The following is a 25,117-nucleotide window of genomic DNA, read 5'->3' on the forward strand; positions in this document are numbered from 1 at the left end:
CGCATCCGGCTACGGCACGAGCGCCCCGTACGTCGCCGCCAGCCGGGCCGCCGACGTCCCGAGGCCCCGCGGACCCCGGCGCGCCCACGAGGTCCCGGCGCCCGCGTGGACGTCCTCCGCCCCGTAACGCCGCACGTTCCGGTGCCAGTGCAGGAGCCCGGCGAGCCAGTCCTCCAGCTCCCGCAGATAGCCCCGGAAGGCCGCGCGGCCCGCCGCGTCGAGCTCGAAGTCCTCGAACAGCAGCGGCACTTCGTGCTTCTTCAGGTGCTCGTACTGGCGCAGGCGCCCCCGCATCAGGTCGTCGACCATCGACACCGCCGCCGGGTAGTCGCAGTCGAAGAACTTCTGCACCACGAGCAGCAGGTTGTGCAGCTCGCCGTCGACCTCGATCTCCTTCTGGTACGAGAAGAGGTCGTTGACCATGGCCCCGTAGTCCATGACGGAGCTCGCCAGGGCACGCACCGTACCCGTCCGGAAGATCTCCTCCGGCAGGACCTCGGGGCGGCGCAGCCGGGACATCAGCGTGGTCAGCTCGGAGCCGAAGGTGCTGCGGCGCATCTCGATGTAGTCGACCGGGTCGGGCACCCGGTGCTGGGCCGTGTTGTGCAGCTCCCACATCCAGCCGTCCAGCATGACGTCGACGGCGGCACGGAACTGCGCCCGGGCGGCCTCGCTCATCGGCCCGGCCGTGCGCAGCCACAGGTCGGCCAGCGCGCGCTCGATGGGGCGCTCCGCGAGGGCCGCCGCCGAGGCCGGATCGGCCGTCGGCATGCAGGACTTGAGGCGCTCGGTCTGCTGCTTCGCCGCGGCGAGCGCGCGCGGGCGGCCGAAGAAGATCGGGTAGTGGTCGTCCGCGTACGTGCCCCAGATCAGCCAGTCGGCGCTCAGCTCCAGCTCCTCCGCCGCGGCGTCCGGGTCGAGTCCCGCCGAGCAGAGCGCGATGTCGAAGCCCTCGGCCAGCCGCCGGTCCCAGATGTCGTTCAGGAGCCCCATGCGCTCCGCCCAGTCCACCGTGTGCCGCCGCGCCCCGTCGAGATGCGGATTGAGCGAGAGCGCGTACGGCAGGTCGAAGTCCGGGAGCAGCGAGGGGCCGACCCGCTGGTGCGGCTCGTGGGTGAGCGTGCGCAGCCGGCTCGCGGCCGGCCGTCCGAACAGGTTCCTGATGTCGAGCGCGGAGGTGCCGATCACCCCGTCGAACGGCGAAGTCCCCTTCACCAGGCCCTCGTTCATGTAGCGGCTGGAGCGAAGGTGCCACTCGTGACCGCCGGACTGCCAGTCCTGCAGGCCCTTGGTGTACGCGGTGATCGCGGCCGCCTCCGCCGGGCCGAGGCCTTCCTCCACGCAGAGCGCGGGCACCTCGGTCAGCGCCGTGTTCTCGAACTGCTGCAGCCGCGAGGTCAGCAGGTCGTTCACGGCGTTCGCCGCCTCCTGCGTCGTACAGCCGAGGAACTTCTCCAGGACGAGCACGCCGTTGCTGTTCTCGCCCTCGTCCTCCACCTCACGCTGGTACGAGAAGAGGTCGTTGCGCAGGTGCACCGCGTCCGAGAACGCGTCCCGCAGCACGCGCAGCGGCCGGGAGTACGCCACCCGCTCCGGTACCTCGGCGCCCGCCGCGTACTCCACCAGCCCGGCCGACCAGGGCGCACCGCCCACCTTGCGGCGCATCTCGATGTACTCGACGGGGTTGGCGATCCGGCCCTCGTGGATGTTGTCGAGCTCCCAGAGCGACTCGTACAGCAGGTGCTCGGTCGCCTCGGCGAACCGCACCCGCCAGGCCTCCGACATCGACGGCACGGTCCGCCGCCACAGGTCGGCGAGACCCGCCTCGACCGGGTTGGCCGGCTCGGGCATGCCCGCCGCGGGGTCGGCCGGCATGAAGAGCGGGAGCCGGTCGAGATACGCCTTGCCGCCCGCACGGTCCTGGGAACGCTTGAAGGTCTCCAGGAAGTGGTCGTCGAAGAAGAAGACCCACGTGTACCAGTCGGTGACGAGGGACAACGCCGCCGCGTCGCAGTCGGGGTGGGTGTACGAGCAGAGCAGCGCGTAGTCGTGGGCCTGGAGGTCGGCCTCCTCCCAGATGCCGGAGCCCTCCAGCATCCCCATCTCCCGTGCCCAGGCACACGTGTGCGTGCGGGCCGCCTCCACATGGGGATTGAGCCGCGCCGGATACGGGACATAGAAATCCGGCAGAACGAAGGGCTGAGCCATGCCGAGGAGGCCTTCCGGTGAGCTGGGCTGTCGTCCGGCCGAGCATTACCCCTCGACCCCGGCGCCCACGCGAACACCGCAATAGTCATACGGACAGGACGGAGGGTGCCGTTCGGACCGTGATCCGGCGGCACCCCCGCCCGCACCGTCAGGTTTCGGCCAGACCCGCTCAGGCCCGGGAAACCAGCACGTCAGCGGCCTTCACAAACGCCACCCGATGGCCGAACTGAATCTGGTAGTACTCCTCCTGGCCGCGTACGACCGTGTGACCCGTGGTATCGAACGTCGGAGCGAAGAAGTACTCGCCCGGCGTACGACCGCCCACCACGTACCGCTGACCCGCGAGGAGCCGGTACGGCAACGGGGACACCGACTGCACCGGAACCCCCGCCGGATAGGCCGAGGCCTCCGGGTACGCCCGCCCGTAGACCGGCACCGACGCCAGGCCCTCCCTCGGCGTGAGCACCGCGGCCCGCGCGTTCACCGCCGTCGGCTCCTCCTTCGGGTTGTGGAACCACGCCTTCTGCCCGAGGTACCAGATCGCCGTCCAGTCGCCCTGTCGCTCCGCCACCGCGAAGCTCTGGCCGGTGGAGGCCCGCGCCCCCGTGTCGTTGACCCCGGTCGTCGAATCCTGCCCGCCCGGCCGCAGACCGATGTCCTTGACCAGCGGCGCGTCGGCGCTCGGCGCGGTGTGCAGGCGCACCGCACCGCTCCCGTGCGGCGCGCACGCCTCCCCGGCCTTCACGCACCCCGTGTACACCGGCCGGTGCGCCGCGTAGTCCGGGCGGATCGTCACCACGCCGGCGTTCGGACCCGCGCTCGGCGTGATCGGCCGGCCCAGCAGCTGGAAGTAGTGCGCCCAGTCCCAGTACGGACCCGGGTCGGTGTGCATGCCCTTGATCGTCGAGGTCACCGTCCCCGGCACGTTGTCGTGGCCGAGCACGTGCTGCCGGTCCAGCGGGATGTCGTACCGCTTCGCCAGATAGCGCACCAGCCGCGCCGACGTCCGGTACATCGCCTCCGTGTACCAGGAGTCCGGCGAGGTGAGGAAGCCCTCGTGCTCCAGACCCACCGACTTGGCGTTCACGAACCAGTTGCCCGCGTGCCAGCCCACGTCCTTCAGCGGCAGGTGCTGCGCGATGTGCCCGTCCGAGGAACGCAGCGAGTACTGCCACGACACGTACGTCGGGTCCTGCACCAGCTTCAGGGTGGTGTCCCAGCTCGCCTCGGTGTCGTGGACGACGATGTAGTCGACGGACTGCGAGTGCGGCCGGTCCGCCAGGTCGTGGTTGCCGTAGTCGCCGTCCCCGAACTCCTCGTACGGCGCCGGGATCCACTCGCACGCCACCGTCGGCGGGCACTCCACCGGCCCCTTCGCCGGCGCCCGCAGGCCCAGCGCCGCCACCTGTCCGGTGGCCGGCGCGACGCCCGGATCGGCCGCCAGCGCCACCCGCTGCCCACTGTCCGTGGTCCGCGACTCGCCGGTGCGGATCACGTCGAAGACGTCGTCCGCGTAGGCCGCCGCCGTGGCCGTGTCGTCCGCGCCCGAATAGCGAGCCACCGCCCCGTACCAGTCGGCCGGATCCGCGCTCGCCGGCAGACCCGCCTCGCGCTGCGCGGCGGCGAGCAGCGCCGCACCCCCCTCGATGTTCGCCGCCGTGCTCGTGCGCAGCTCCTCGGCCGACCGGCCGGACAGCTCGGCCGCCCGCTCGAGTGTCCGCAGCCGGGGCGGCAGCGCGGCCGGCGCGGGCAGCGCAGCCGGCGCCTCGGTGGCGCGCCGGGGCCCGCGGGCCTCGTCCCCGCGGGCGTCCTCCGCGCCGTCCGCGTGGTGCGGCGCCTCCGCGAGCGCGGTCCGCGCGTCCGTCAGGTGCATCGGACCGTAACCGCCGGTCACGCTCGGCGCGCCGCCGTGGGCGTCCCAGCGTGACTGCAGGTACGACACGGCGAGCAGCACGCTCTGCGGCACACCGTGCCGCTCGGCCGCCACCGCGAACTGCCGCTGCAGCGAGCCCGCCACGGGCTCCTCGGCGGTGGCCGGCGCCCAGCCGCTCGGCGCGCCGGACAGCAGGGGAAGGAGCAGGGCGACGGGCGCGACACGTCTGAGGGACCTGGAACGGAGCAAGGCAGCCTCCTGGAGCGGATGGGGGAGCAGGGGCGTGCGGGCCGAACCCGTACAGGGGTAGCGGCTCCCGGACCATCCGTCAATCACCCCTCCGCGAGGGCGATTTCCCACGTCAGAGGAGTTTCGCGCGGGCGGCGCGCCCGCCTGCGGCGCGTCAGTGGTGTAGACCAATAAGGGTGGCGGATCGGATTTCCGAAGCCCCGCGCGTGACGCGAACACGACTGCCTTGTACGGGAGTTCCGGTCCTCGGCGAGCGAGGGAAACGCGCCGCCGGGCCGGACCGCCGGCCCCCGGGCGGGCGCGGAGACGGACGCGCTTCCGTACCTCCGGCGATCGGAGGGCGCGGCGTGCGCCCGGAACCGCTCCTCGGGCGCGCGGACGAAAGCGCCGCGCTCCCGGTGTGTCGGCACCGGGCGCGCGGCGCGCCACCCCCGTCTCGTGTCGGCCCGCGCTCAGCGCGTCCCGACCGCCGCGCGCACGGCCCGCCGTGCCATGGCGCAGTCGTCGTGCAGCCGCCGCAGCAGAAGGCGCTGCTCCTCCCCGGGCGAGACCGCCCCCGCCGGCACCGGGACCGAACCGGCCGGCGGCGCCTCCCTGATCGTGCGCTGCACCGCCGTCTCGTACGTACGGATCTCCCGGGTCAGCACGATCATCAGGTTCACCAGGAACGCGTCCCGGGAGGCCGTGCCCGCCTGCTGCGCCAGCTGACTGATCTGCCGCCGCGCCAGCGGCGCGTCCCCCAGCACCGCCCACAGGGTCGCCAGGTCGTACCCGGGCAGGTACCAGCCCGCGTGCTCCCAGTCGACCAGCACCGGACCGGCCGGCGACAGCAGGATGTTGGAGAGCAGGGCGTCGCCGTGACAGAACTGTCCCATGCCCTGCCGGCCACCCGCCTGCGCCAGCCCGTGCAGCAGCTTCTGCAGGTCGTCCCGGTCCCGGTCGGTGAACAGACCCAGCTCGTGATAGCGCGCGATCCGCGCCCCGTAGTCGAGCGGAGCGTCGAAGGTCCCGGCCGGCGGCCGCCAGGCGTTCAGCCGGGCGATCGCGCCGAGCGCGGCCCGCAGGTCCGTGCGGGGCGGCGCCTCGACGGGGTGACGGGTCAGTGCCGCCGCCCGCCCCGGCATCCGCTCGATGACCAGTGTGCAGTTCTCCGGGTCCGCGGCGATCAGCCGCGGTGCGCGCACCGGGGGACGGTGCCGGACGAACGACCGGTAAGAAGCTATTTCGTGCTGGAACCGCTCGACCCACGCGGGGGAGTGGTCCAGTAAACACTTCGCGACCGCCGTCGTCCGTCCGGTCGTCCCGACGATCAGGACGGAACGGCCACTGCGCCGCAGCACCTGCACCGGATTGAACTCCGGGCAGATCCGGTGGACGGACGCGATCGCCATGCGCAGCTGCGCGCCCTGCGGGCCGGACAGGTCGATCCTCCCGCTGGGCGGCTGGACGGTGCTTCCCACCCAGCGCCTCGGCCGCGCCGCTCCCTGCGTCGGAACGGGGGCGAGGTACGGTCCGGAACCGGCCGGGACGGTGCGGTGCAGCGGCCGGGGCGGGGCGGTCACGGAGGACGATGCTGTGTACATGGAGGTGACAGATCCCTTCGTGCGCCGACGAGTTGCGTGCGCCGCCCCGCCCGCCCGACCGGGTCCGCACCCTGGGGAAAATGAGGGCCGGTCGACGGGGCGAGGTGGCGCGTTCCTACCTTACACCCGGGCGCGGGTGGCGGAACATCGGGCGCACCCTGGCGAACCCTGGCGAATAGTCGCCAGCCCTATGACAGGGGGCTACTGTCAACTCAGCCGAGAACCTGGGGGCTTAGACGTGACCGGACAGACCAACACCCGCCTGGCAGACCTTTTCGGCCTGGCCGGCTGGTCCAAGGGCGAACTCGCGAGACTCGTGAACCGGCAGGCGGCGGCCATGGGCTACCCCCAGCTGGCGACCGACACCTCGCGGGTGCGGCGCTGGATCGACATGGGGGAGACCCCGCGCGATCCCGTGCCCCGGGTGTTGGCAGCGCTGTTCACCGAGCGACTCGGCCGTGTCGTGACCATCGAGGACCTCGGGTTCGTACGACACGGGCGCGCCGGCAAGCGGCGGGACGTCAGGAACACCGACAACCCTGACGGGCTGCCCTGGGCGCCCGAACGTACGGCAGCGGTCCTCACCGAATTCACGGGAATGGACCTCATGCTCAACCGACGCGGCCTGGTGGGCGCGGGCGCCGCGCTTGCCGCCGGCTCCGTACTCACCAACGCCATGCACGACTGGCTCCACACCGACCCCGCACGCTCCGGCGCGGCCCCCGGCGCCATCGATCCCCTCCACGCCGACCCCGCTGGGTACGACCGCTACGAGGCCGCCCCCATCGGGTCGGAGGAGATCGAGGCCCTGGAACGCTCCGTCGAGGTCTTCCGCGCCTGGGACGCCTCCCGGGGTGGCGGCCTGCAGCGCAAGGCGGTCGTGGGCCAGCTCAACGAGGTGGGCGGCATGCTCGCCTACCACCACCCCGACCACCTCCAGCGGCGCCTGTGGGGCGTGGCCGCCAACCTCGCCGTCCTCGCCGGCTGGATGTCCCACGACGTCGGCCTCGAACCCACCGCCCAGAAGTACTTCGTCATCGCCGCCCACGCGGCCCGTGAGGGCGGCGACCGGCCCCGCGCGGGCGAGGCGCTCTCCCGCGCCGCCCGCCAGATGGTCCACCTGGGCCGGCCCGACGAGGCGCTCGATCTGATGAAGCTCGCCAAGTCCGGGGCCGGGGAGCGGCTGCTGCCGCGCACCCAGGCCATGTTCCAGACCATCGAGGCCTGGGCGCAGGCCTCGATGGGCCGCGGCCAGGCGATGCGCCGGACCCTCGGCGAGGCCGAGGAGCTCTTCGTCTCCGACAAGGGCGACGAGAAGCCCAGTTGGATGCAGAACTTCGACGAGGCCGACCTGCACGGCATGCAGGCGCTCGCCTACCGCACCCTCGCCGAACACGACCCGGCCGCCGCGGTCCCGGCCCAACGGCACGCCAAGCTCGCACTGGAACTGCGGCGCCACGGGCACGACCGCTCGAAGCTCTTCGACCACATCTCGCTCGCCTCGGCCTGCTTCATCGCCGACGACCCGGAACAGGCGGACCGTTACGCGCGCCTCGCCCTGGTCTCCATGGGCGACACGTCCTCCCACCGCACCTGGGACCGGCTGCGCGAGATGTACCGGCTGACCGGCCAGTACGCGGGCTACAGCAAGATCGAGGACCTGAGGGAGGAGATCGAGACGGCCCTCCCGAAGGCGCCGGCGAACCGCCCCAGGACGGGAGAGGCGTGAGGCGCGCGGGGCCGTGCCGCCGACCCGCTCCTGATGCCCCGGCGTGAGGCGGCGTGCCGGACAGGACCGGGCGCGCGTGGCTCGACGTGCCTCCGGCGCGCGGGCGACCGCGGTGCGCGCGGCTCACACGGGCGCGGGAGCGCCGGACCGGGGTGTGAACAGCGGGCGCGCGGGTGGTTCCGGCCGTGACGGGGTCCTCAGGTGGGGACAGGACCCGTCGGCGGTGCCGAACTCTGCTGCGGTTCCGGACCCGTGGGCATGCGTACGTTCGTGCGTACCTTCCGCCTGCCTTCGTGGCGACGGACACTCCGTCGGCGGCTTCGGCGGCTTCGGCGGCTTCGGCGGCTTCGGCGGCTTCGGCGGCTTCGGCAGCGTCATGCAGTCACGACGTCACGGCGCCATGCGGTCATACGGTCATGCCGTCACGGTGCCGGGTCGGTCACCTCCCGACCCGGACCACCATCACGCAGGCGTCGTCCTCGCGTGGTCCCTCGCCGAACTCCTCGAGCACCGACCGGACGCAGTCCTGCGCGTCGCGCGCGGCGGACAGGCGCGGGGCGAGGGCGAGCAGCCGCTCCGTACCGCTGTCGTCCATGCAGTCGTCGGTCCGGGTCAGTCCGTCGGTGTGGAGCAGCAGCAGGTCGCCGGGGAGGAGCCGCGTCTCCGCCTCCTCGTACGCCGCGCCCGTCGTCGCGCCGAGCAGCACGCCCTCCGGCCGGGGCAGGGCGCGTCCCGTCCCGTCGCGGAACAGCAGCGGGGCGGGGTGGCCGGCCTGGGCCCAGGCCAGCGTCTGGGCGGCCGGGTCGTAGCGGCAGCACATGGCGCTGCCCAGGGCGGGCTGGACGGAGGTCTCCAGGAGCTGGTTGAGGTGCCCCATCAGCGCGCCGGGCCGGATGCCGGCCACGGCCATGCCGCGCAGCGCGCCGAGCAGCATCGCCATGGAGGACGTCGCGGCCACGCCGTGCCCGGTCAGGTCGCCGACCGTGAGGAGCGCGTCGCCGTCCGGGAGGGCCAGCGCGTCGTACCAGTCGCCGCCGATGAGGCCGGTCGTGGCGGCCGGCAGATAGTGCCCGGCCACGTCGAGCGGGGCGGGGCCGTCGTGGGCGAACCGGAGCGAGCCGCGCCAGGGCGGCAGCACGGCCTCCTGGAGCTCGACCGCGACCCGGCGCTCGGTGTGCTCGATGTGCTGGTGTCGCTGGAGCGTGTCCCGGCTCTCGCGGACCGCGCGCTCGCTGCGGCGCAGCTCGCTGACGTCCCGGAGCACGGCCCACATGGACGCGGTGCAGCCGTCGTCGTCGAGGACCGGCTCGCCGGTCATGTGCACGGTGCGGACCCGGCCGTCGGTGCGGACGATCCGGAACTCGCCGTCGATCGGCTTCCCGTCGATCAGGCAGTCCGTCACCATCGCCTGGAGGACGGGCTGGTCCTCGGCGAAGACCATGGACGGCAGCTCGTCGAGGGACATCGGGCCGTTCTCCTGCGGACGGCCGAAGATCTGGAACAGCTCGTCGGACCAGTGCACCTCGTCGGTGAGCAGGTCCCACTCGGCGCTGCCGACCCGGGAGAGGAGGGAACCGGTCAGGCGGGGCGGGGGGGCCGTCGCGAAGGCGGACTCGGCGTAGGCGGCGGGCGAGTCGGGCTGGAACTGGCCGGGCAGACCTTCCTTCAACTGGCCCAAGTGCGCGCGGAGGTCGTCCAGTTGGTGTACGGCCAGATCGCAGAGGGCGCGCTGCCACCGGTTGTGCGGATCGTCCTCGTCCGCGACCGCGTCCCGGCGTACCGCGTCCACGTCGCCGCGCAGCCGACGCGTCTGCGAGATCAGCGCGTCCACCGTGCCAGGCTCGGGAGGCTGGGCGGGACGGTCCGCGAACAGATGGGACGGCATGTCGTACTCCGATGCAGGCGACGTGGCGCGGCCAAGTCTTGGAAGTGAAGCCCGGGTACGACTTTGGCACAGCCCGGGGCACCTCGTAAGGGATTTGGCAACACTCGATACGGTGGTGCTTATGGCATATGCCAAAGGCCCGCAGGGGGACCAGTCGACATTCGGCCACGCGGGCACGGGTTACGGTGCTGCTGTGGTGAGCGACTCGGAGAACACAATGGGTACGGCGCTGTTGCTGGCCGCGGCACCGGCCGGACGGGGACGGGCGATGGACGCGGCGTCCGTGCTGCCCGCCCTCGCGGCGGTGCCGGCCGGGGCGCTCGCCGGTACGGACATGGCGACGGTGGTCGAACTGGCGGACCCCTTGGACCCGCAGACCGTCCTCACCCGTCTGCGGGCCGCCGCGGCGAGCCCGGGGCCGCTCGCCCTCTACCTCGCCGGGCAGCTCCAACTCGACCGCCGCCAGCAGCTGCCGCATCTGGCGCTCGCCCGGAGCACACCGGCCACCCTGCGCTACACGGGACTTCCGTGGCACTGGCTCGCCGCCCACCTCGCGCCGCGCCGCGCCGGCACGACCACCGTCGTCGCCGACCTGGCCGCGGACCCGGACCTGTGGCAGCGGCTGACCGCCGACCCGGGTGCGCTCGACCTCGGCCCGGCGATCCCGCTCTACGCCCGCGTCTGCCCCTTCCCGCGCCGCGGTGTCCTGCTGGACCCGGACTACCTCCGCCATTTCGCCACCGTCTGGCGCACGGGGGCCCGCCCTCCGCTCGCCGGCCTCCACGCGGAGGCGGCCGCGGCGACGACGAGCGATGCCCCGTCCGTCCTCCTGGCGCCGCCCCCGCCCCAGCTCACGGCCCCGCTCTCCATGACACCCCTGCCGGGCCCCGGGTCCGCGGCGGTGCCGCTCGTCGACTCCCCGCCGACCCGCCGCCTGGGCACGGCGGGCCTCGCCCGGAGGGCGGCGAGCCTGACACCCCAGCGCACCACGGCGCAGGCACCGACGCCCACGACGACTCCCGCCGCTGCGAACACGCTTGAGCGTCCGGCCCCGACCCCCACCGATCCGACGCGCGTGTCGCCCCCGCCGTTGGCCGACGCGCCGACGAATCCGCCCTGGCAGGCGCCTGACGGCTCGACACCGGGCCTGCCGACGGCGGGCGGGGGCACGGCGACCGGAGGGAAGCCCACGAACGAAGGCGCGCACACCGGCACCGACAAGCTCGCCACGTCACCCGCCCCCGTAGAGGCCTCCTTCGCCGGGCCCGGCCCCGAGCCGGTACGTGAGCGCGCCCCCGCCCTGCGCCCTGACCTGACACCCGAGGGCGCCCCCGAGCGACGGGGAGAGCCCACGGCGCCCGGACCGCGGCCCACGTCGTCGGCCGACACGCGGCGCCCGTCGCCGACGGCCGAGCCACGGCATGAGCCGACCGACGAGCCCGCGCCCGAGGCGCGGAGCGGAGCGCCTTCCCTGCCGAGGCCGGAGCAGCCGCGCGAGGCGACCCCTGAACCGGCCGCTCAGGCGACCGCCGGTGCCCGGCCCGCGCCGGCTCCTGAGGTGCGTCCGGAGCGGGCGGCCGAACACCCGGCCCTTGCGGGGAACTCCTCGCCACTCGCAGGGGATCAGCCTGAGCCGCCTTCCGTGCCCGAGGTGGAGCCGGGGCCGGCCCGTCACGAGACGGTCGGGGCACGCCCTGAGCCGGGCCCTGGTGCGCGTCCCGAGCGGACATCCGAACCGGTCCCCGCGGCGGCGCCTCCGGAGGAGGCCGCCCAGGCCCGCCCCGAATCGGACGCCGCGGCGCTCCCCGCGGCCCCGCCCGAGCCGGGCCGGCCCCAGGCGGTCCCCGAGGCGCGGCCGGCGCCGACCGCCGACCCCCAGCCCGCGCCGGCGCGCGAGGCGCGCCCCGGGGAGGCCGTCGGTGCGCCGCCGCAGGCCGCCGCGACGGGCGACACGCCGACTTCTGCCGCCGGACCGGCACCCGAACTCGCGCCCACGCACGAACTCGCGCCCGCGCCCGCACCCTTGTCTGCACCCGAAACCGCGCCCGCGCCCGCCCCCACCCCGCCCCGGCCGGTCTCGCCTCCGCCTCGGCCCGCGTACGCGCCCAGGGCAACGGGGGTGCCGGAGGGGGCGGTTCGGGCGGTGGGCGCGCCGAGTGCGCCGGGTGCTGCCGTGGTGGACGACGGGCCGCCGCGGCCCGGGACCGGGGTGGATCCGCATCCGGCGATCCTCGCGGCCGCCATGGCCGGGCGGCACGGGGAGGCGGCGGCGGTGGCCGCGGCGTGGGAGAGCGACGCGCTGCGGCGGTACGGGCCGCGGTCGAGGGAGGCCTTGCACTGGGTGGAGGTGCGGGCGGACCTGGCGCGGCTCGCGGGGGAGCCGGCGCGGAGCTGCGAGTTGTGGATCGCCGCCGCGCAGGCTCGGCTCGGGCTGCGGCAGGGGCCGGACGAGCCGGACGTCGAGGGTGCGGTGGACCGGGCGCACCACCAGTGGGAGCAGATCCGCGACCCCGCACGCGCCCGCGCGCTCGGCCCCGCGCTCGTCGAGCTGCGCCGCGCCGTTCCAGGGCGGCACGCCGGGGCACTCGCCGCGCTTCAGAGGAGACTGGGCTGAATGAACTCCCTGGCCACGGCTCAGCGTTCGCTCCGGAACCCCGCCCTGCGCCACCCCTTGTGGCCGCCGCTGACGGCCGGTGACCCGGCCCTGTCCACCGACGCCGTCGCGTACCCGCTCGACGTGGACTACGCCTACGACCGCGTTCCGGACGACCTGTTCACCCGCCCGGCGGCCCACGGCCTGGACCGCTGGGCGCCGTTGCTGCCGCCGCTCGCCGCGCCGGGGCTCGGGGAGGGCAACACGCCGTTGGTGCGGCTGGCCGACGGGGTGTGGGTGAAGGACGAGTCCCGTAACCCGACGTGGAGCCACAAGGACCGGCTGAACCGGGTCACGGCGAGCGCCGCCGTGGCGTCGGGAGCCCGGGGGATCGTCGTGTCGTCCTCCGGGAACCACGGCGCGTCGGCCGCCGCGTACGCGGCGCGCGCGGGGCTGCCCTGCGTGGTCTTCACGTCGCCCCTCGCGCCGCCCGCCGTCGCGAGCCACCTCCGCGCCTACGGCGCCACCGTACTGACGGTCCCGTCCGCCTCCGTACGTCCGCTGATGCGCCGGATCGTGGCCGAGCTCGGCTACCAGTCGGTCAGCAGCGTGACCGACACCGCGCACACCGGCCACCCCTTCGGGCCCGAGGGCTACAAGACGATCGCGTACGAGATCGCCCTCGACCTCGGCCGGGCCCCGGCCGCCGTCCACGTGCCCACGGGGTACGGCGAGTTGCTGTTCGGCGTGGCCAAGGGGTTCCAGGAGCTGGCCCGGCTCGGGGTCACCGGCTCCGTCCCGCGCGTGTACGCGGCCGAGCCGGCCGCCGCCGGCGCGCTCACCGAGGCGATGCGCGGCGGCGCCGACACGGCCCGGGTCCCGGTCGGCCCGACCGACGCGTACGCCATCGACTGCGAGATCAGCGGCTACCGCGGTGTCGTCGCACTCCGCGCGACCGCCGGAGCGGCCCGGACGGTGACGGACACCCAAATGCGCGATGCACAGGCCGAGTTGGCGGCGCAGGGCCTCTGGTGCGAGCTGTCCTCCGCCGCCGGCCTCGCGGGCCTGCGCGCCCACGGCCCCACCGACGAGGACGGCCCCGTGGTCTGCGTCGTCACCTCCAGCGGCTACAAGGACACCGCCACCGCCCGGGACGCCCACGCGCCCATGGACCTCCGGTGGGACGAGCTGAAGGCCCTCCTCACGAAGCCCTGAGCCGTCCGGGCGAGGGGCGACCGCGTCGACCGCGTCGACGGGGTCCCGCCTCGCCGAGCACCCCGACATGCCGACCTCTGCGTCGCCCTCGGCGGACGCCGGCACCGGACGACCACGCTCAGGTGGACAGCGGCACCACCCGCACGCCGAAGCGGTACGAGCCGAGTCCCCCGGCGATGCCGAGGAAGAGAAGGCTGAAGTGCTCCTGGCCGCGGGCGGTCGCGATGCCGCCCAGGTCGAGCAGGGACTCCGGCGGCCAGCCCAGGTCGTGGAGGAGGCCGCGTACCGTCTTCTTCGCGGTCGCGTCCTCGCCCGAGAGGAAGACCGTGCTCGGACCCTCCAGGGAGTCGGGGGCGATCATGACGAGGCGGTCGATCGTGCAGAGGGTCTTCACCACGGGGGTGTCCGGGAAGGCGCGCTGGAGCTCCTCGCCGAGGCTCTCGCGCAGGTGGGAGAGGTCGCCGGCCTCGGTCATGCCGACGGCGACGTCGAGCAGCACCTTGCCCGCCAGGGCCGGTGCGCCCACCGAGGTGAGCAGCGCCAGAGAGGCCGTGCCGGGCGTGGCGTTGACGACGACGTCCGCGGCGTCGACCGCCGACGCCGTGGACACGATCGGCACGCCGGCGTCGTGCGGCGTCACCTCGTCCGGCGTGCGGGAGCCGATCACCACGTCGTGGCCCGCCGCCCGCCACGCACCGGCCAGCGCCCGGCCCACGTTTCCCGGGCCAAGAATTCCGATTCTCATGCCCCGACGGTAGGCGGCGACGGCCCTCTCGTACGTCGGGCCGCGGGCGGGCGTCCGGTCCGTCGTCGGTCGTACGTCCCGGGCCTGCCATCATCGACGTATGGCCTCCTCCGCAGCCCCGCTCACCTCGGGTGCCCGCCTCGTCACCGAGCGGCTCGTGCTCCGCCCCGTGCGCCCCCGGGACATCCCCGCCGTGACGCGGCTGTGGACCGACCCCGAGGTGCGGCGGCATCTGGGCGGGCCGGTCGTCGAGTCCGTGATCCGCATCCGCCAGCGGCGGATCGTCGGCGCGCCCGGCTTCCATGTGGTGGAGCGAGCCTCCGACGGCGTCGTTCTCGGCCTCGTGACCGTGGAGCCGGAGGGGCGGAACGCGGAGACCGAGGTCTCGTACCAGTTCCTGCCCGAGCACTGGGGACACGGCTACGCGCGCGAGGCCGTCGCCGCGGCCGTCGAGCGGGCCCTGGAGGACGTGCCGGCCGTCGTCGCCGTCACCCAGGAGGCCAACGCCCGTTCGCGCCGTCTCCTGGAGGCCGTGGGCATGACCCACGCCGAGTCCTTCGTGGAGTGGGACGCCCACCAGGTGCTCTACCGGCGTGAGCGGGCCTGACGGCCGTCTCGCCCGGAGCGTCAGTAAGCGGCGGCCACCAGCGCCGCCACCGCCCGCTCCAGCCGTCCGGCCCGGGTCTTCGGCGTCCCGGCCTGCCACAGGCTCAGGATGATCAGATAGCGGTCGGTCTTCCCGAGCGCCTCGAACGCGGCCGCCGCCCGCGGATCCCCCGCGAGCGCCGCCGCCAGGTCGTCCGGGACCGTCGCGTCCTTCTGGGAGGGGTACGCGGCCGCCCAGCGCCCGTCGGCCTGTGCCGCCCGCACCTCCGCGAGGCCCGGCTCGCGCATGCGGCCCGTGGCGAGCAGCGCCTCGACCTGGCGCACGTTGACCTGGGACCAGAGGCTCCGGGGGCGGCGCGGGGTGATCTTCTGGAGGTAGCTGCTCGCGTCGCGGGACATGCGCTTGCCGGTGATCCAGCCGTACGCGAGCGTCGCGTCGAGGATGTCCCCGGACGCGGGGGAGGCCAGACCCGAACCGCTCTTGCCGAGCAGCAGCCAGATGCCCGGCGTGTCGCCGTGGTGGCGCTCCAGCCAGGCCTCCAGCTCCGGTCCGTCGCGGAACGCGATCACCGGGAGTCCCTCGACCGTCTCCACCGTGTCCATGGCCCGCCCGCCTCCTGCGTCGCCCCACCACGATCGCGACCAGGATAGGCGCGCGGCGGACGCCCGGCCGGACGCCCGGCCGGGCGAGGCGTCCATGGACGGACGCTCAGAACCGCGCGTGCGTCGTGATGTCCGACTCGAACTGCTCGATCATCTCCGCGGTCACGGTCGGCCGGCACTGTCCGATCGCGTCCAGGTAGTCCGCCGTCGTCGCGCCGGGCGCGGTCGCCGCGCCGGGCCCGCCCTCGACGCGGGCGCCGACCGCCACGAGGTCGCGCTCGAAGGAGTTCTGCGCGGCGATCCGGGCCGCGTGCTCGATGTCCGCCGGTGTGAACAGGTCGCTCGCGGCGACCAGCGCGTCCACGTCGACCTCCGCGCGCGCGTCGGTGTAGCGCGCCCAGATCGCGGCCCGCGCCGCCTTGTCCGGCGTACCGATCGGGATGAGGTAGTCGAAGCGGCCGGGGCGCAGGAACGCCGGGTCGAGGGAACGGATGGAGTTCGTGGCACACACCAGCAGCCGCTCGTCGCGCTCCCTGAACCCCGGGATCAGCTTCAGCAGTTCGTTCGTCACACCGTGCATCCCACCGGGCTGTACGGGTTCGGTGCGCACGGGAGCGATCTCCTCGACCTCGTCGATGAAGACCAGGACCCGGTCGAGTTCGGCGATCCTGGCGAACGCGGTGCGCAACGCCGCCGCCAGATTGCCCTCGTCGGCCAGTCGGGACGGCAGGATCTCCACGAACGGCCAGCCGAGCCGCGAGGCGATGGCCCGCGCGAAGGTCGTCTTGCCGGTGCCGGGCGGGCCGAACAGGCCGATGGCCCGCGGCGGCCGCACTCCGTGGCGCGCGGCGCGCTCGGGCTCGGCGAGCGGCAGCACGACCCGCCGTTCGATCAGGTCCTTCTCCCGTTCCATGCCGGCCACCTTGGCCCACAGGTCGGTGGGCAGCACCCGCCCGCCGAGGTCGTCGAGGAGGTTGGCGGCGGGGCCGTGCAGCGGCTCGACCTTCTCGAAGTAGGCGACGGCTGGCTGCCGCGTGTAGCCGGCGTTCAGCAGCCCCTCGCCGAGGAGTTCCTCCTCGGGCAGGACGTAGGCGATCCGCGCCACCCGCGCCGCGACCAGCCGTCGCTCCAGCTCCACCAGCAGGGCGCTGGCCAGACCCCGGCCGCGCCACGCCGAGGAGATGGCGATCCGCATCACCCAGGCCCGCTCGCCGGCGACGCAGGCGAGCGCGGCGCCGATGGGCACGCCCTGGTGGACGGCGACGACGGCCGGCTGGCGGGAGGTGAGGGCGCCGATGCACTCGGCGAGCGAGAAGACCGACTCCTGGCCCAGCTCGGCCGTCGTGTCGATCAGGTGGACGACCGCTGCGAGATCGCTCTCGCGGTAGTCGTGGATGAGCCAGTTCACCGGTGGTACCGCCCCTCGTTCGTACTGTCGCGCCTGGTGTCGGCGACGCTAGGCGGGGCGGCCGGGGCGGGTCCTCCGCCACCCTGCACAAGCGGTGGGCGGCGATTGCGCCGGACCGGCTCTATGCGGCGACGCGCGCTTCCTGCCCCCTCGGGCAGGCCGGGAACGGGCGAAGCCCCCGGAAGGCGGAGCTTCCGGGGGCTTCGTCGAAACAGCTTGGTCGTGCAACCTGGACGAGCCGCTGGGTGGGCGGCTGCGGCCTTTAGTAGGCGCCGGCCAGCTTCGGGTTCGGGCCGTGCTCGTTCTGCGCCTGGTCGCCCTCGGTGCAGTAGAACACCAGGAGCACGATGAAGCCGACCAGCGGGATCAGACCGATGAGGATCCACCAGCCGGAGCGGCCGGTGTCGTGCAGACGGCGCACCGAGATCGCGAGGTTCGGGATGAGCGTGGCGAGCGCGTAGATCAGGCTGAGCAGCTGAATGCCCAGGGCGCCGTCGATGACGGACAGGATGATCGACGCGATCAGGTTGAACAGGAAGAACATCCAGAATTCCTTGCGGCGCGACCGGCCGCTGAACACCGCGTACTTCTTGAAGGCTTCGAGGTACCAGTTCACTTTGTCCCCCCAAGGACTGGGTTGAGAGCGGGAGCCTGTCCCTGTGGAGCAAGGCTTACGCAGAACTTATGTGGCTGAAACGGCGTGGGTCAATTCGTTACCTGGCAGTGGCCGTTCACAGACATGGGCGGGACAGAAGTGAACGGCGTCGCCTCCTCGTGCGAGGAGACGACGCCGTTCCGGGGAGCGGATCAGTTGTCACGTCCTTCTCTTGGTCATGAGCAGTCCGCCCGCCGTGAGGGCGAAGAGGCAGACGCAGGCGCCGGTGATGACATTGCTGAGGATCGCGCCGGTGCCGGCGTCCCGGGAGACCACCCACGGAGAGACGATCAGCCACACACCCATCAGCAGCACCACGAAGTTCAGGTCCTGGGACCGTTCCGGAGCCATCGACATGCACAGACCGAGGCCGGCGAGAGCGAGGCCGACGATCAGGTTGCTGATGGCGAGCTCCGGCTTCGCGGCGGAGAAGTGGACCGTCCATGCGGAGACCGCGGCGTAGATTCCGGCGAGGATCACCAGTTCCTCGACCGCCGCGACACCTCGGGTCTGGAGCACACGGGCATAACGTTCCCGCATTTCTCCTGCGTCCGGGTGTCCCCTGATATCGCCGGGACGGTGAGAGACGTCGGCCATACGACTCGCCTCCTTCTGGCGTCCTGCACGTCCGACCACGTTTGCGGCATCGGTGCCGCGGTTTCATTGTGCGCTTATCTGGCCTTTATGTGTAGATGTGTCCGATAAGGGATGTGCACAGAAAACCCCCTCCCGATATGCGCGGAATCGCCAATTCCGGGCGGCGTTTCAACAAAAGTTCAGAGAAAGGCCGTACGCGGCCCCGCATCGATATGCACGGGGCCGGGGAGAGGGCTCGGCCCGGGACGCCGCCGGGACGCCCGGGCCGGACGCGTCACCGCGAGTACGGCCGGGTGATGATCTCCATGTTGTGGCCCGAGGGATCGGCGAAGTACGCGCCACGGCCACCGAACAGGCGGTTGATCCGGCCCGGCTCGGTGTGCTGCGGATCGGCGTAGTACGTCACCCGCATCCGCTCCAGACGCTCGATCATCGTCCCGAACTCCTCGTCAGGGACGAGGAAGGCGTAGTGGGTGGGGGTGAACGGGGCGTCTCCCGCGTCGTAGTAGTCCAGGGTGACGCCGTTGCCGGTGTCCACCGGCAGGAACGGTCCGAAGGGGGCGCCGACCTCCAGGCCGAGCACCTCGGCCAGGAACTCGGCGGAGACCCGCTTGTCACGGGAGAGAACGACGGTGTGATTGAGCTCGACGGCCACGGGTGGGTCCTTTCGCAGGGCAGGCGCTGGTGTGTTCCTCCTCTCCCGTACGTGCGGTACGGGACGGACGGCCACGGCGGACCCCGCGCCCACCGACCGGGGGCGCTCACGCCACGGCCGGGCGCCTCTCTCGATCACGGCCCATGGCCGACCCGGCAGTCATACGATCAACTTAACTCGTGGTGATCTTCATGGGCAACGCGTTTTACGGCCAGGTGCGGCCCGGCCGCCCGGCGTAGCCTGGAAGTGGACTCGGGGGTCGGGTACCTACCGCCGGGAGGCGGACGATGACCGGAATCGTTTCCAGGAGCTTCGACTCCGCGGACGAGGTCCGTCCCTTCGAGGAAGGAATGGGCCGGCTCGACCTGCTCACCACGGAGAGCGGGGCGGTGGGCCGCGCCGTGTTCGAACCGGGCTGGAAGTGGTCGCAGCACGTGAAGCCGATAGCGGGCACCGACAGTTGCATGGCGCACCACGTCGGATACGTGGTCAGCGGTCGGATGAAAGTGGTCATGAACGACGGCGACTCCGCCGACCTGACGCCTGGTCAGTTCTACGAGATCCAGCCGGGACATGACGCCTGGGTGGAGGGCGACGAACCCTGCGTGGCCCTGGACTGGGTCGGTTTCGTCGACTATGCGAAGCAGTGAGGCGGGACGCCGGGCGCCGGGCGTTTGACGTCTGACGCCCGGCGCCCGGCGTCAGGCACCGGACACGGCACGGGCCGCCCGGCGTTCACGCTGCCGTCATGCACTCCGCCGGCGCCCTCGGACGCCGTCGGGCCCTGGCCGGCATCCGGTCCAGCGGGCGGGCACCCGTCGTCCGACCGGTGAAATCATCGGTCACACGCCGGCGCCTTCCGGCACGATGCGGGCATGACTCAAGATCATCGGATCCAGCCGCCCCGTACCGCCGACGAGCGCGCCACGCTCACCGCCATGCTCCAGTTCCAGCGCGACACGCTGGAGATGAAGTGCGCCGGCCTCACCGCCGAGCAGCTGAAGAGCCGGGCCGTCAGCCCCTCCGGGCTCTCCCTGCTCGGGCTGGTGCGGCATCTGGCCGAGGTCGAGCGCGGCTGGTTCCGGAACGTGATCAACGGTGAGGGGAGCCGTAGCCGCTGGACCCCGCCCGGCTCCACCGACTGGGCCGACTTCGACGTGGACGACGCCGACGTGGACGAGGGCTTCGCCGTCTGGCGGGAGGAATGCGCCCGCGCCCGGGCGATCGTCGCGGCCGCGCCCTCCCTCGACGTGACGGGGAGTCTGGACGGGGAGACGTATGCGCTGCGGTACGTGCTGGCCCACATGATCGAGGAGTACGCGCGCCACAACGGGCACGCGGACCTGCTCCGCGAGCGGATCGACGGCAGCACGGGGGAGTGAGGGGGCGCTGACGCCCCGCCACCGGGGCGGACTTCGGTGCCCGCGCACCGGCCGCGGCGTCGGGGGCGGTCCTCTCGGATCGTGCCGGACTCCGGCGCCTGGCACGCGCATCCATGAGCCGGTGTGACCCGAAGGGCACCCGGCAGGCGCTGTATCGTCGCCGCATGCCGCAGCTGATCACCCCCACCGAGCGATTTCACGCCTCCTGGCTTGAGGCCCATGCCGAATGGCCTCCGGGCAGCAGCCAGGACGGCGTCGGTCTGTGGCTGGCGTCCGACAGCGCCTTCGCCATCCCCGAGGTCTTCGCCTCCTGGGTCGGCCGCCTGCGCGACCAGTCCGACCGGAGCCGGCCCGTGCCCGAGGGCCGGGTCCACGCCACCCACTGGTGGATCGTCGAGGGCGACACGTACCTCGGCGCCATCGACCTGCGCCACGAACTCAACGACTTCCTGCTGCGGGCCGGCGGCAACATCGGCTACAGCGTCCGCCCTTCGGCCCGCCGCCGCGGCCTCGCCACCTGGGCGCTCGGCGCCGTCCTGCCGGAGGCCCGCGCCCTCGGCCTGGGCCGCGTCCTGCTCACGTGCGACGACACCAACACCGCCTCGGCGCGCACCATCGAGCGCAACGGGGGAGTCCTGGAGGACGTCCGCCAGACCGAGATCGGGCTCAAGCGGCGCTACTGGATCGAACTGTAGGCGTCGGTCACCGTGTCGGCCGCGCACCCGCCGCGCTCGTACGCGTTCCGCAGCGCCGCGGCGGCGTGGTCGCGGACGACCTCCTCGTAGCCGAACCGCTCGTGCGCGAGCCGTACGACGTCCTCGACCGTGACGATCGCCGGCTCGCCGCGCCCCGCCGCGTTCCGCGCCGAGGCGATCGCCAACTCGGCGGAGCGGGTGAGGGCCCGCAGGTACGCCTGCCAGGCGAGGGCCCGCGCCCGGCGGGGTGCGAGCGGACGGACCGCGCGCCCCTTCCAGAGTGCGCCGGCCGCCATGAGCGCGGCGCCGGACAGGACCACGAGGACGCCCAGCGCCGCGTCGGGACTCAGCTTCACACCGCCTCCCTTCCCCGCCCGCGCGGAGACGAACCGATGCGGCACCCCGCCGGGCGCGCCGCCGGTCCCGCCCCCGAGGAGCCGCGCTCCTCGCCCCTGCGCCCGCCGAACGCTCGCGAGTACCGCCGCCGACCGCGACGCGGCGGCAGCCCGCCGGGCGCGCCGCCGGTCGTGCCGCGAGGAGCCGTGCTTCGACCGCGCGGCCGCCGTACGCCCGCGAGCACCCCCCGCCGACCGAGACGCGCCGGGGGCGCAGCCCGGCCGCCCCGCCTCCGCGCCGCTCAGGCCGTGCCCCTCCGCCCGGCCCGCGCTGCCTGCGTCGCCGCCGAGACCGAGCCCCCTTCGCACCGCTCAGGCCGTGCCGCCCTGCGCGCCGCCTGGGGCGCCGCGGTGACCCCGTCCTCTTCGCGCCGCTCAGGTCGAGCCGCCCTGCGCGCCGTCTGGGTCGCCGCGTGACCCCGTCCTCTTCGCGCCGCTCAGGTCGAGCCGCCCTGCGCGCCGCCGACACCGAGCCCCCTTCGAGCTGCCCAGGCCGAGCCGCCCTGCGCGCCGCCTACGCCGCCGCCCAGGCGAGCCTCCTTTGCGCTGCTCATGCCGCGTCGCCTCCGCGCCGCTCAGGCTGTGCCGCCCTGCGCGCCGCCTGCGTCGCCGCGTGACCGAGTCCTCTTTGCGCCGCTCAGGTCGAGCCGCCCTGCGCGCCGCCTGGATCGCCGCGGTGACCGAGTCCTCTTCGCGCTGCCCAGGCCGTGCCGCCCTGTGCGCCGCCTACGCCGCCGCCCAGGCGAGCCCCCTTTGCGCTGACCAGGCCGCGCGCCTTCCGCGCTGCCCAGGCCGAGCCCTCTCCGCGCGCTCATGCCGCGTCGCATCCGCGCAGCCCAGGTCGAGCCCCCTCGGCGCCGCCCAGGTCGGGCGCGTTCCGCGCCGCTCCGCGCTGCCCAGGTTGAGCCTCCTCCGCGCCGCCCAGGCCGCGCCTTCCGCGCCGCTTCCCCGCGCTCAGGCCGTGCATGCTCCGGCGCCGCCTCCGTCGCCTCCGTCGCCGCCCAGGCCGAGGCCGCGCTCTCCGAGCTGCGTCCGGCGCCGCCGAGGCCGCGCCCCCTCCGCGCCGGGTTGCCGCCCCGGGCGCGCCGCCCCGCCGCGCCGCCTTTTCCGCGGCCCGGTCGCGCCCTGGCCATGCCCCTCCCCGCCTCGCCGCCCGGCCGGACGCCTGACCGACTGGGCGAGGAGACGTGACAGGGGTAGGTTACACGTGTCACTCTGCTCTGAGCACCAGACGCCGCCGCACCGGCCCCGCCAGGAAGGCACGCCCATGTCCCCGGAGACCCCCCTCGTCACCACGACCCGCGGCCCGGTCCGCGGTGAACGGCGCGCCGACGGAAGCTGCCGCTTCCTCGGCATCCCGTACGCCGAGCCGCCGGTCGGCCCCCTCCGGTTCGCCGCCCCCGTCCCGCCGGAGCCGTGGACCGAGCCGCTGGACGCCACCGCGTACGGGCCGACCGCCCAGCGCCGTCCGTTCGCCGAGGTCACCACCATCCCCGAGCCGTCGATCCCGGGCGAGGGCGTGCTCAATCTCAACGTCTTCACGCCGGAGCCCGACCCGGAGGCCGGCCTGCCGGTGCTCGTCTGGATCCACGGCGGCGGTTACGTCGCCGGCTCGGCGGCCAGCCCGTGGTACGACGGTGCCGCGTTCAACCGCGACGGCGTGGTCCTGGTGTCGCTCGGCTACCGGCTCGGCATAGAGGGCTTCCTCCACCTCGACGACGCGCCCGACAACCGGGGCGTGAGGGACTGGATCGCCGCGCTGGAGTGGGTCAGGGACAACATCGCCCGCTTCGGCGGCGACCCCGCGAAGGTGACCGTCGCCGGACAGTCCGCGGGCGGCGGCGCCGTGCAGACCCTCATGGCCGTGCCCTCGGCCCGCGGTCTGTTCCGCGGTGCCCTCTCCGTGTCCGGCGCCGTGATGCGGCCCGACGGCCCCGAGGTCGCGCGTGCGGTCTCGCGCCTGTTCACCGCCCGCACGGGCCTGCCCGCCACGGCCGCCGCGCTCCAGGGTCTGAGCGACGACGAACTCCTCGATCTCCAGGACCGGCTCGGGGAGCCCGGGCCGGACCGCGAAGGGCTGCCGCCGATGCTGTCCCTCGTGCCCTTCGCCGACGGCGAGCTGATCCCCGAGCCCGTCCTGGACGCGCTCACGACGGGCGACGCGGGGGCCGGAGTGCCGCTGATGCTGGGCTTCACCGCCCACGAGTTCAACATGATCCCCTCGCCGGCCGACGCGCCGGACGGCCCGCCGCTGCCGGTCCTGCTGGGCGGGCTCGGCCTCACCGGTGACCGCGCCGCCGCCTTCGCGGCGGCGTACGCGGACGCCGACCCCTCGGGCCTCTTCGGCCAGGCGCTCACGGACGTGACCTTCCGCGCCCCGTCCCTCGCCGTCGCGGACGCCCGCGCGGAGCGCGAACGGCCCACCTGGCTCTACCAGTTCGAGTGGGCCTCGGGCGTCAACGGCCAGGCCTACCACTGCCTCGACCTGCCCTTCGCCTTCGACCTCCTGGACGCGGAAGGCGTCGAGGCCGCCGCGGGGGGCACGGCGCCCCAGGCGCTCGCCGACGCGATCCACCGCGCGTGGGTCGGCTTCGTCACCGACCAGGATCCGGGCGCGGACTGGCCGCCGTACACCTCCGCCACGCGGACGGCGATGATCTGGGACGAGACGCCGCGGACGGCGAAGGACCCGCTGGGGGCGGTACGCGCGGTCTGGCTCGACTGAGTCACGGGCGCACCCGACGCGGACCGGCCGACCGCGCCGCCCCCGCCGCCCCGACGCGGACCGGCCGACCGCGCCGCCCCCGCCGCCCCGACGCGGGGTCGGCCGACCGCGCCGCCCCGGCCGCCCGGGCTGGGGCCGGACGATCGTGCGCCCCGCCGCCGGGGCTGCGGCGGGACGATCGTGCGCCCCGCCCCCGGCCGGAGCCGGACGCCCGCGCCGCCCCGCCGCCCGCGCCGGGTCAGGCCGACCCCGCCGCCCCGCCGCCCGCGCCGGGTCAGGCCGACCCCGCCGCCCCGCCCCCGGCCGGAGCCGGACGCCCGCGCCGCCCCGCCGCCCGCGCCGGGTCAGGCCGACCTCGCCGCCCCGGCCGTGCCCGCGCCCACCACGTGCACCTGGCGCTGCCACGTCGACCCGGCTCCCATGACGCCGTCGTGCCGTTCTTCCGCCACGGCGCCCCCGACGTCGGCGACGCCTGCGTCACGCGTCAGGCGAAGCCTCAGGAGGTCGGCACGCTTCGGTAGTGGGTCGTCAGGCGCCCGTCGTCCGTAAGCAGGTGGAAGGCGAGGGAGGGCGCCATCTCGTCGCGGTAGACGTAGTCCGTCGGATCGTCGCTCCGCTCCCAGGGCAGCTTGGACATCGACACCACGCCGGGTGCCACCCGGACCGGGCGGTCCGCGAAGGTCGTCGCGGTGGCGGTGTGGGTGTGCCCGCAGAGCAGGGCGGTGACCGAGGGGTGACGGCGGACCAGGGCCGCGAGCCGCTCCTCGCCGAACTGGCGGATGCCGTCCACGAACGGGATGCCGAGCGTCGTCGGCGGGTGGTGGAAGCCGATCAGCACCGGGGTGTCCCGCGGCGTCCGCGCCAGTTCCGCCTCCAGCCAGTCGAGCGTCTCGTCCTCCAGGAAGCCCTCGTCCTTCCCCGGGACCGACGAGTCGCACAGGGCCACGACGAAGCCGTCCCCGCGCAGCACCTGGTTCACCGGCGCCCCCGGCGCGGGCGGCTCCGTACCGAGCAGGACCCGTCGGAAGATGTCCCTCCGGTCGTGGTTGCCCGGACAGGCGAGCACCGGGTGGCGGGAGCTCAGGAGGTTCTCCCTCACCCAGGCGTACTCCGCCTCCGCGCCGTTGTCGGCGATGTCACCGGTGAGGACCACCGCGTCGAAGTCGTACGCGAGCGAGTCCAGGAAGTCCATCGCCGCCCGCGCCCGCCGCCTGCTGCGCGGCGCGGCGTCGATGTGGATGTCACTGAGGTGCGCGATCACGATCACGGTCCGGCTCCCCTTCGCCCGGCTCCCGCCGGCTGCTGTTCTTCCTCGC

General features: G+C 74.0%; 20 protein-coding genes. 8 read left to right on the top strand and 12 right to left on the bottom strand.

Features of this window, described 5'->3' with window-relative positions:
- Window positions 1-9: 9 nt before the first annotated feature.
- The 3 genes from ACIGXE_RS16865 to ACIGXE_RS16875 all read right to left on the bottom strand — a co-directional run bounded on the left by ACIGXE_RS16865 (window position 10) and on the right by ACIGXE_RS16875 (window position 5,913).
- Window positions 10-2,208, bottom strand: coding sequence for a germacradienol/geosmin synthase (locus tag ACIGXE_RS16865; RefSeq protein WP_399747941.1), 2,199 nt, complete (start codon window positions 2,206-2,208; stop codon window positions 10-12).
- 169 nt (window positions 2,209-2,377) lie between these two features.
- Window positions 2,378-4,330, bottom strand: coding sequence for an N-acetylmuramoyl-L-alanine amidase (locus tag ACIGXE_RS16870; protein ID WP_399747943.1), 1,953 nt, complete (start codon window positions 4,328-4,330; stop codon window positions 2,378-2,380).
- 452 nt (window positions 4,331-4,782) lie between these two features.
- Window positions 4,783-5,913: an aminoglycoside phosphotransferase family protein gene (locus ACIGXE_RS16875; protein ID WP_399747945.1), complete on the bottom strand. Its 1,131-nt coding sequence runs from the start codon at window positions 5,911-5,913 to the stop codon at window positions 4,783-4,785.
- A gap of 238 nt (window positions 5,914-6,151) precedes the next feature.
- Between ACIGXE_RS16875 and ACIGXE_RS16880 the strand changes: the two genes are divergently transcribed.
- A complete protein-coding gene (locus ACIGXE_RS16880; RefSeq protein ID WP_399747947.1) occupies window positions 6,152-7,642 on the top strand; it encodes a hypothetical protein in 1,491 nt (496 codons plus the stop codon).
- 439 nt (window positions 7,643-8,081) lie between these two features.
- Here ACIGXE_RS16880 and ACIGXE_RS16885 read toward each other — a convergent pair whose 3' ends face one another.
- On the bottom strand, window positions 8,082-9,527 hold the full coding sequence (locus tag ACIGXE_RS16885) for a PP2C family protein-serine/threonine phosphatase (protein WP_399747949.1): 1,446 nt from the start codon (window positions 9,525-9,527) through the stop codon (window positions 8,082-8,084).
- 217 nt (window positions 9,528-9,744) lie between these two features.
- Between ACIGXE_RS16885 and ACIGXE_RS16890 the strand changes: the two genes are divergently transcribed.
- Window positions 9,745-12,141 carry a hypothetical protein gene (locus ACIGXE_RS16890; protein WP_399747951.1) on the top strand — a complete coding sequence of 799 codons (2,397 nt, stop codon included), beginning with the start codon at window positions 9,745-9,747 and terminating at the stop codon, window positions 12,139-12,141.
- Entirely contained in the window at window positions 12,142-13,335 is a 1,194-nt protein-coding gene (locus ACIGXE_RS16895; protein WP_399747953.1) for a pyridoxal-phosphate dependent enzyme, read from the top strand.
- 118 nt (window positions 13,336-13,453) lie between these two features.
- Here ACIGXE_RS16895 and ACIGXE_RS16900 read toward each other — a convergent pair whose 3' ends face one another.
- The gene (locus ACIGXE_RS16900) at window positions 13,454-14,080 is read right to left on the bottom strand and encodes an NADPH-dependent F420 reductase (protein ID WP_399747955.1); all 627 of its coding nucleotides are present in this window, start codon (window positions 14,078-14,080) and stop codon (window positions 13,454-13,456) included.
- Window positions 14,081-14,180: 100 nt separating this feature from the next.
- Here ACIGXE_RS16900 and ACIGXE_RS16905 point away from each other — a divergent pair, with 100 nt between their 5' ends.
- Window positions 14,181-14,687, top strand: coding sequence for a GNAT family N-acetyltransferase (locus ACIGXE_RS16905; RefSeq protein WP_399747957.1), 507 nt, complete (start codon window positions 14,181-14,183; stop codon window positions 14,685-14,687).
- 20 nt (window positions 14,688-14,707) lie between these two features.
- Here the strand turns inward: ACIGXE_RS16905 and ACIGXE_RS16910 are convergent, their stop codons facing one another.
- The 5 genes from ACIGXE_RS16910 to ACIGXE_RS16930 all read right to left on the bottom strand — a co-directional run bounded on the left by ACIGXE_RS16910 (window position 14,708) and on the right by ACIGXE_RS16930 (window position 18,604).
- Complete coding sequence (locus ACIGXE_RS16910) at window positions 14,708-15,289, bottom strand: YdeI family protein (protein WP_399747959.1); 582 nt, start codon at window positions 15,287-15,289, stop codon at window positions 14,708-14,710.
- A gap of 106 nt (window positions 15,290-15,395) precedes the next feature.
- The gene (locus ACIGXE_RS16915) at window positions 15,396-16,697 is read right to left on the bottom strand and encodes an ATP-binding protein (protein WP_399747961.1); all 1,302 of its coding nucleotides are present in this window, start codon (window positions 16,695-16,697) and stop codon (window positions 15,396-15,398) included.
- 262 nt (window positions 16,698-16,959) lie between these two features.
- Complete coding sequence (locus ACIGXE_RS16920) at window positions 16,960-17,313, bottom strand: DUF805 domain-containing protein (protein ID WP_399747963.1); 354 nt, start codon at window positions 17,311-17,313, stop codon at window positions 16,960-16,962.
- Window positions 17,314-17,511: 198 nt separating this feature from the next.
- Complete coding sequence (locus ACIGXE_RS16925; protein WP_399747965.1) at window positions 17,512-17,892, bottom strand: SPW repeat protein; 381 nt, start codon at window positions 17,890-17,892, stop codon at window positions 17,512-17,514.
- A 331-nt stretch (window positions 17,893-18,223) separates the two neighbouring features.
- Entirely contained in the window at window positions 18,224-18,604 is a 381-nt protein-coding gene (locus ACIGXE_RS16930; RefSeq protein ID WP_399747967.1) for a VOC family protein, read from the bottom strand.
- 287 nt (window positions 18,605-18,891) lie between these two features.
- Here ACIGXE_RS16930 and ACIGXE_RS16935 point away from each other — a divergent pair, with 287 nt between their 5' ends.
- The 3 genes from ACIGXE_RS16935 (at window position 18,892) to ACIGXE_RS16945 (ending at window position 20,681) form a co-directional block, all read left to right on the top strand.
- Window positions 18,892-19,254 (top strand): cupin domain-containing protein, encoded by a 363-nt coding sequence (locus ACIGXE_RS16935; protein ID WP_399747969.1) that lies wholly within the window; start codon window positions 18,892-18,894, stop codon window positions 19,252-19,254.
- Window positions 19,255-19,479: 225 nt separating this feature from the next.
- Window positions 19,480-19,986, top strand: a complete 507-nt coding sequence (locus tag ACIGXE_RS16940) for a DinB family protein (protein WP_399747970.1) — start codon at window positions 19,480-19,482, stop codon at window positions 19,984-19,986.
- A gap of 164 nt (window positions 19,987-20,150) precedes the next feature.
- Window positions 20,151-20,681 carry a GNAT family N-acetyltransferase gene (locus ACIGXE_RS16945; protein WP_399747972.1) on the top strand — a complete coding sequence of 177 codons (531 nt, stop codon included), beginning with the start codon at window positions 20,151-20,153 and terminating at the stop codon, window positions 20,679-20,681.
- Here ACIGXE_RS16945 and ACIGXE_RS16950 read toward each other — a convergent pair.
- Complete coding sequence (locus ACIGXE_RS16950; protein WP_399747974.1) at window positions 20,663-21,037, bottom strand: hypothetical protein; 375 nt, start codon at window positions 21,035-21,037, stop codon at window positions 20,663-20,665. The two genes, ACIGXE_RS16945 and ACIGXE_RS16950, sit on opposite strands and share 19 nt — an antisense overlap.
- A 1,306-nt stretch (window positions 21,038-22,343) precedes the next feature.
- On the opposite strand from ACIGXE_RS16950, the gene ACIGXE_RS16955 reads away from it, so the two are divergent.
- Window positions 22,344-23,801 (top strand): carboxylesterase/lipase family protein, encoded by a 1,458-nt coding sequence (locus ACIGXE_RS16955; protein ID WP_399747976.1) that lies wholly within the window; start codon window positions 22,344-22,346, stop codon window positions 23,799-23,801.
- Between the two features lie 496 nt (window positions 23,802-24,297).
- Here the strand turns inward: ACIGXE_RS16955 and ACIGXE_RS16960 are convergent, their stop codons facing one another.
- Window positions 24,298-25,068, bottom strand: coding sequence for a metallophosphoesterase (locus ACIGXE_RS16960; protein WP_399747978.1), 771 nt, complete (start codon window positions 25,066-25,068; stop codon window positions 24,298-24,300).
- Window positions 25,069-25,117: the final 49 nt, after the last annotated feature.

This window comes from Streptomyces sp. NPDC053431 (assembly GCF_044544925.1).
Lineage (GTDB): Bacteria > Actinomycetota > Actinomycetes > Streptomycetales > Streptomycetaceae > Streptomyces.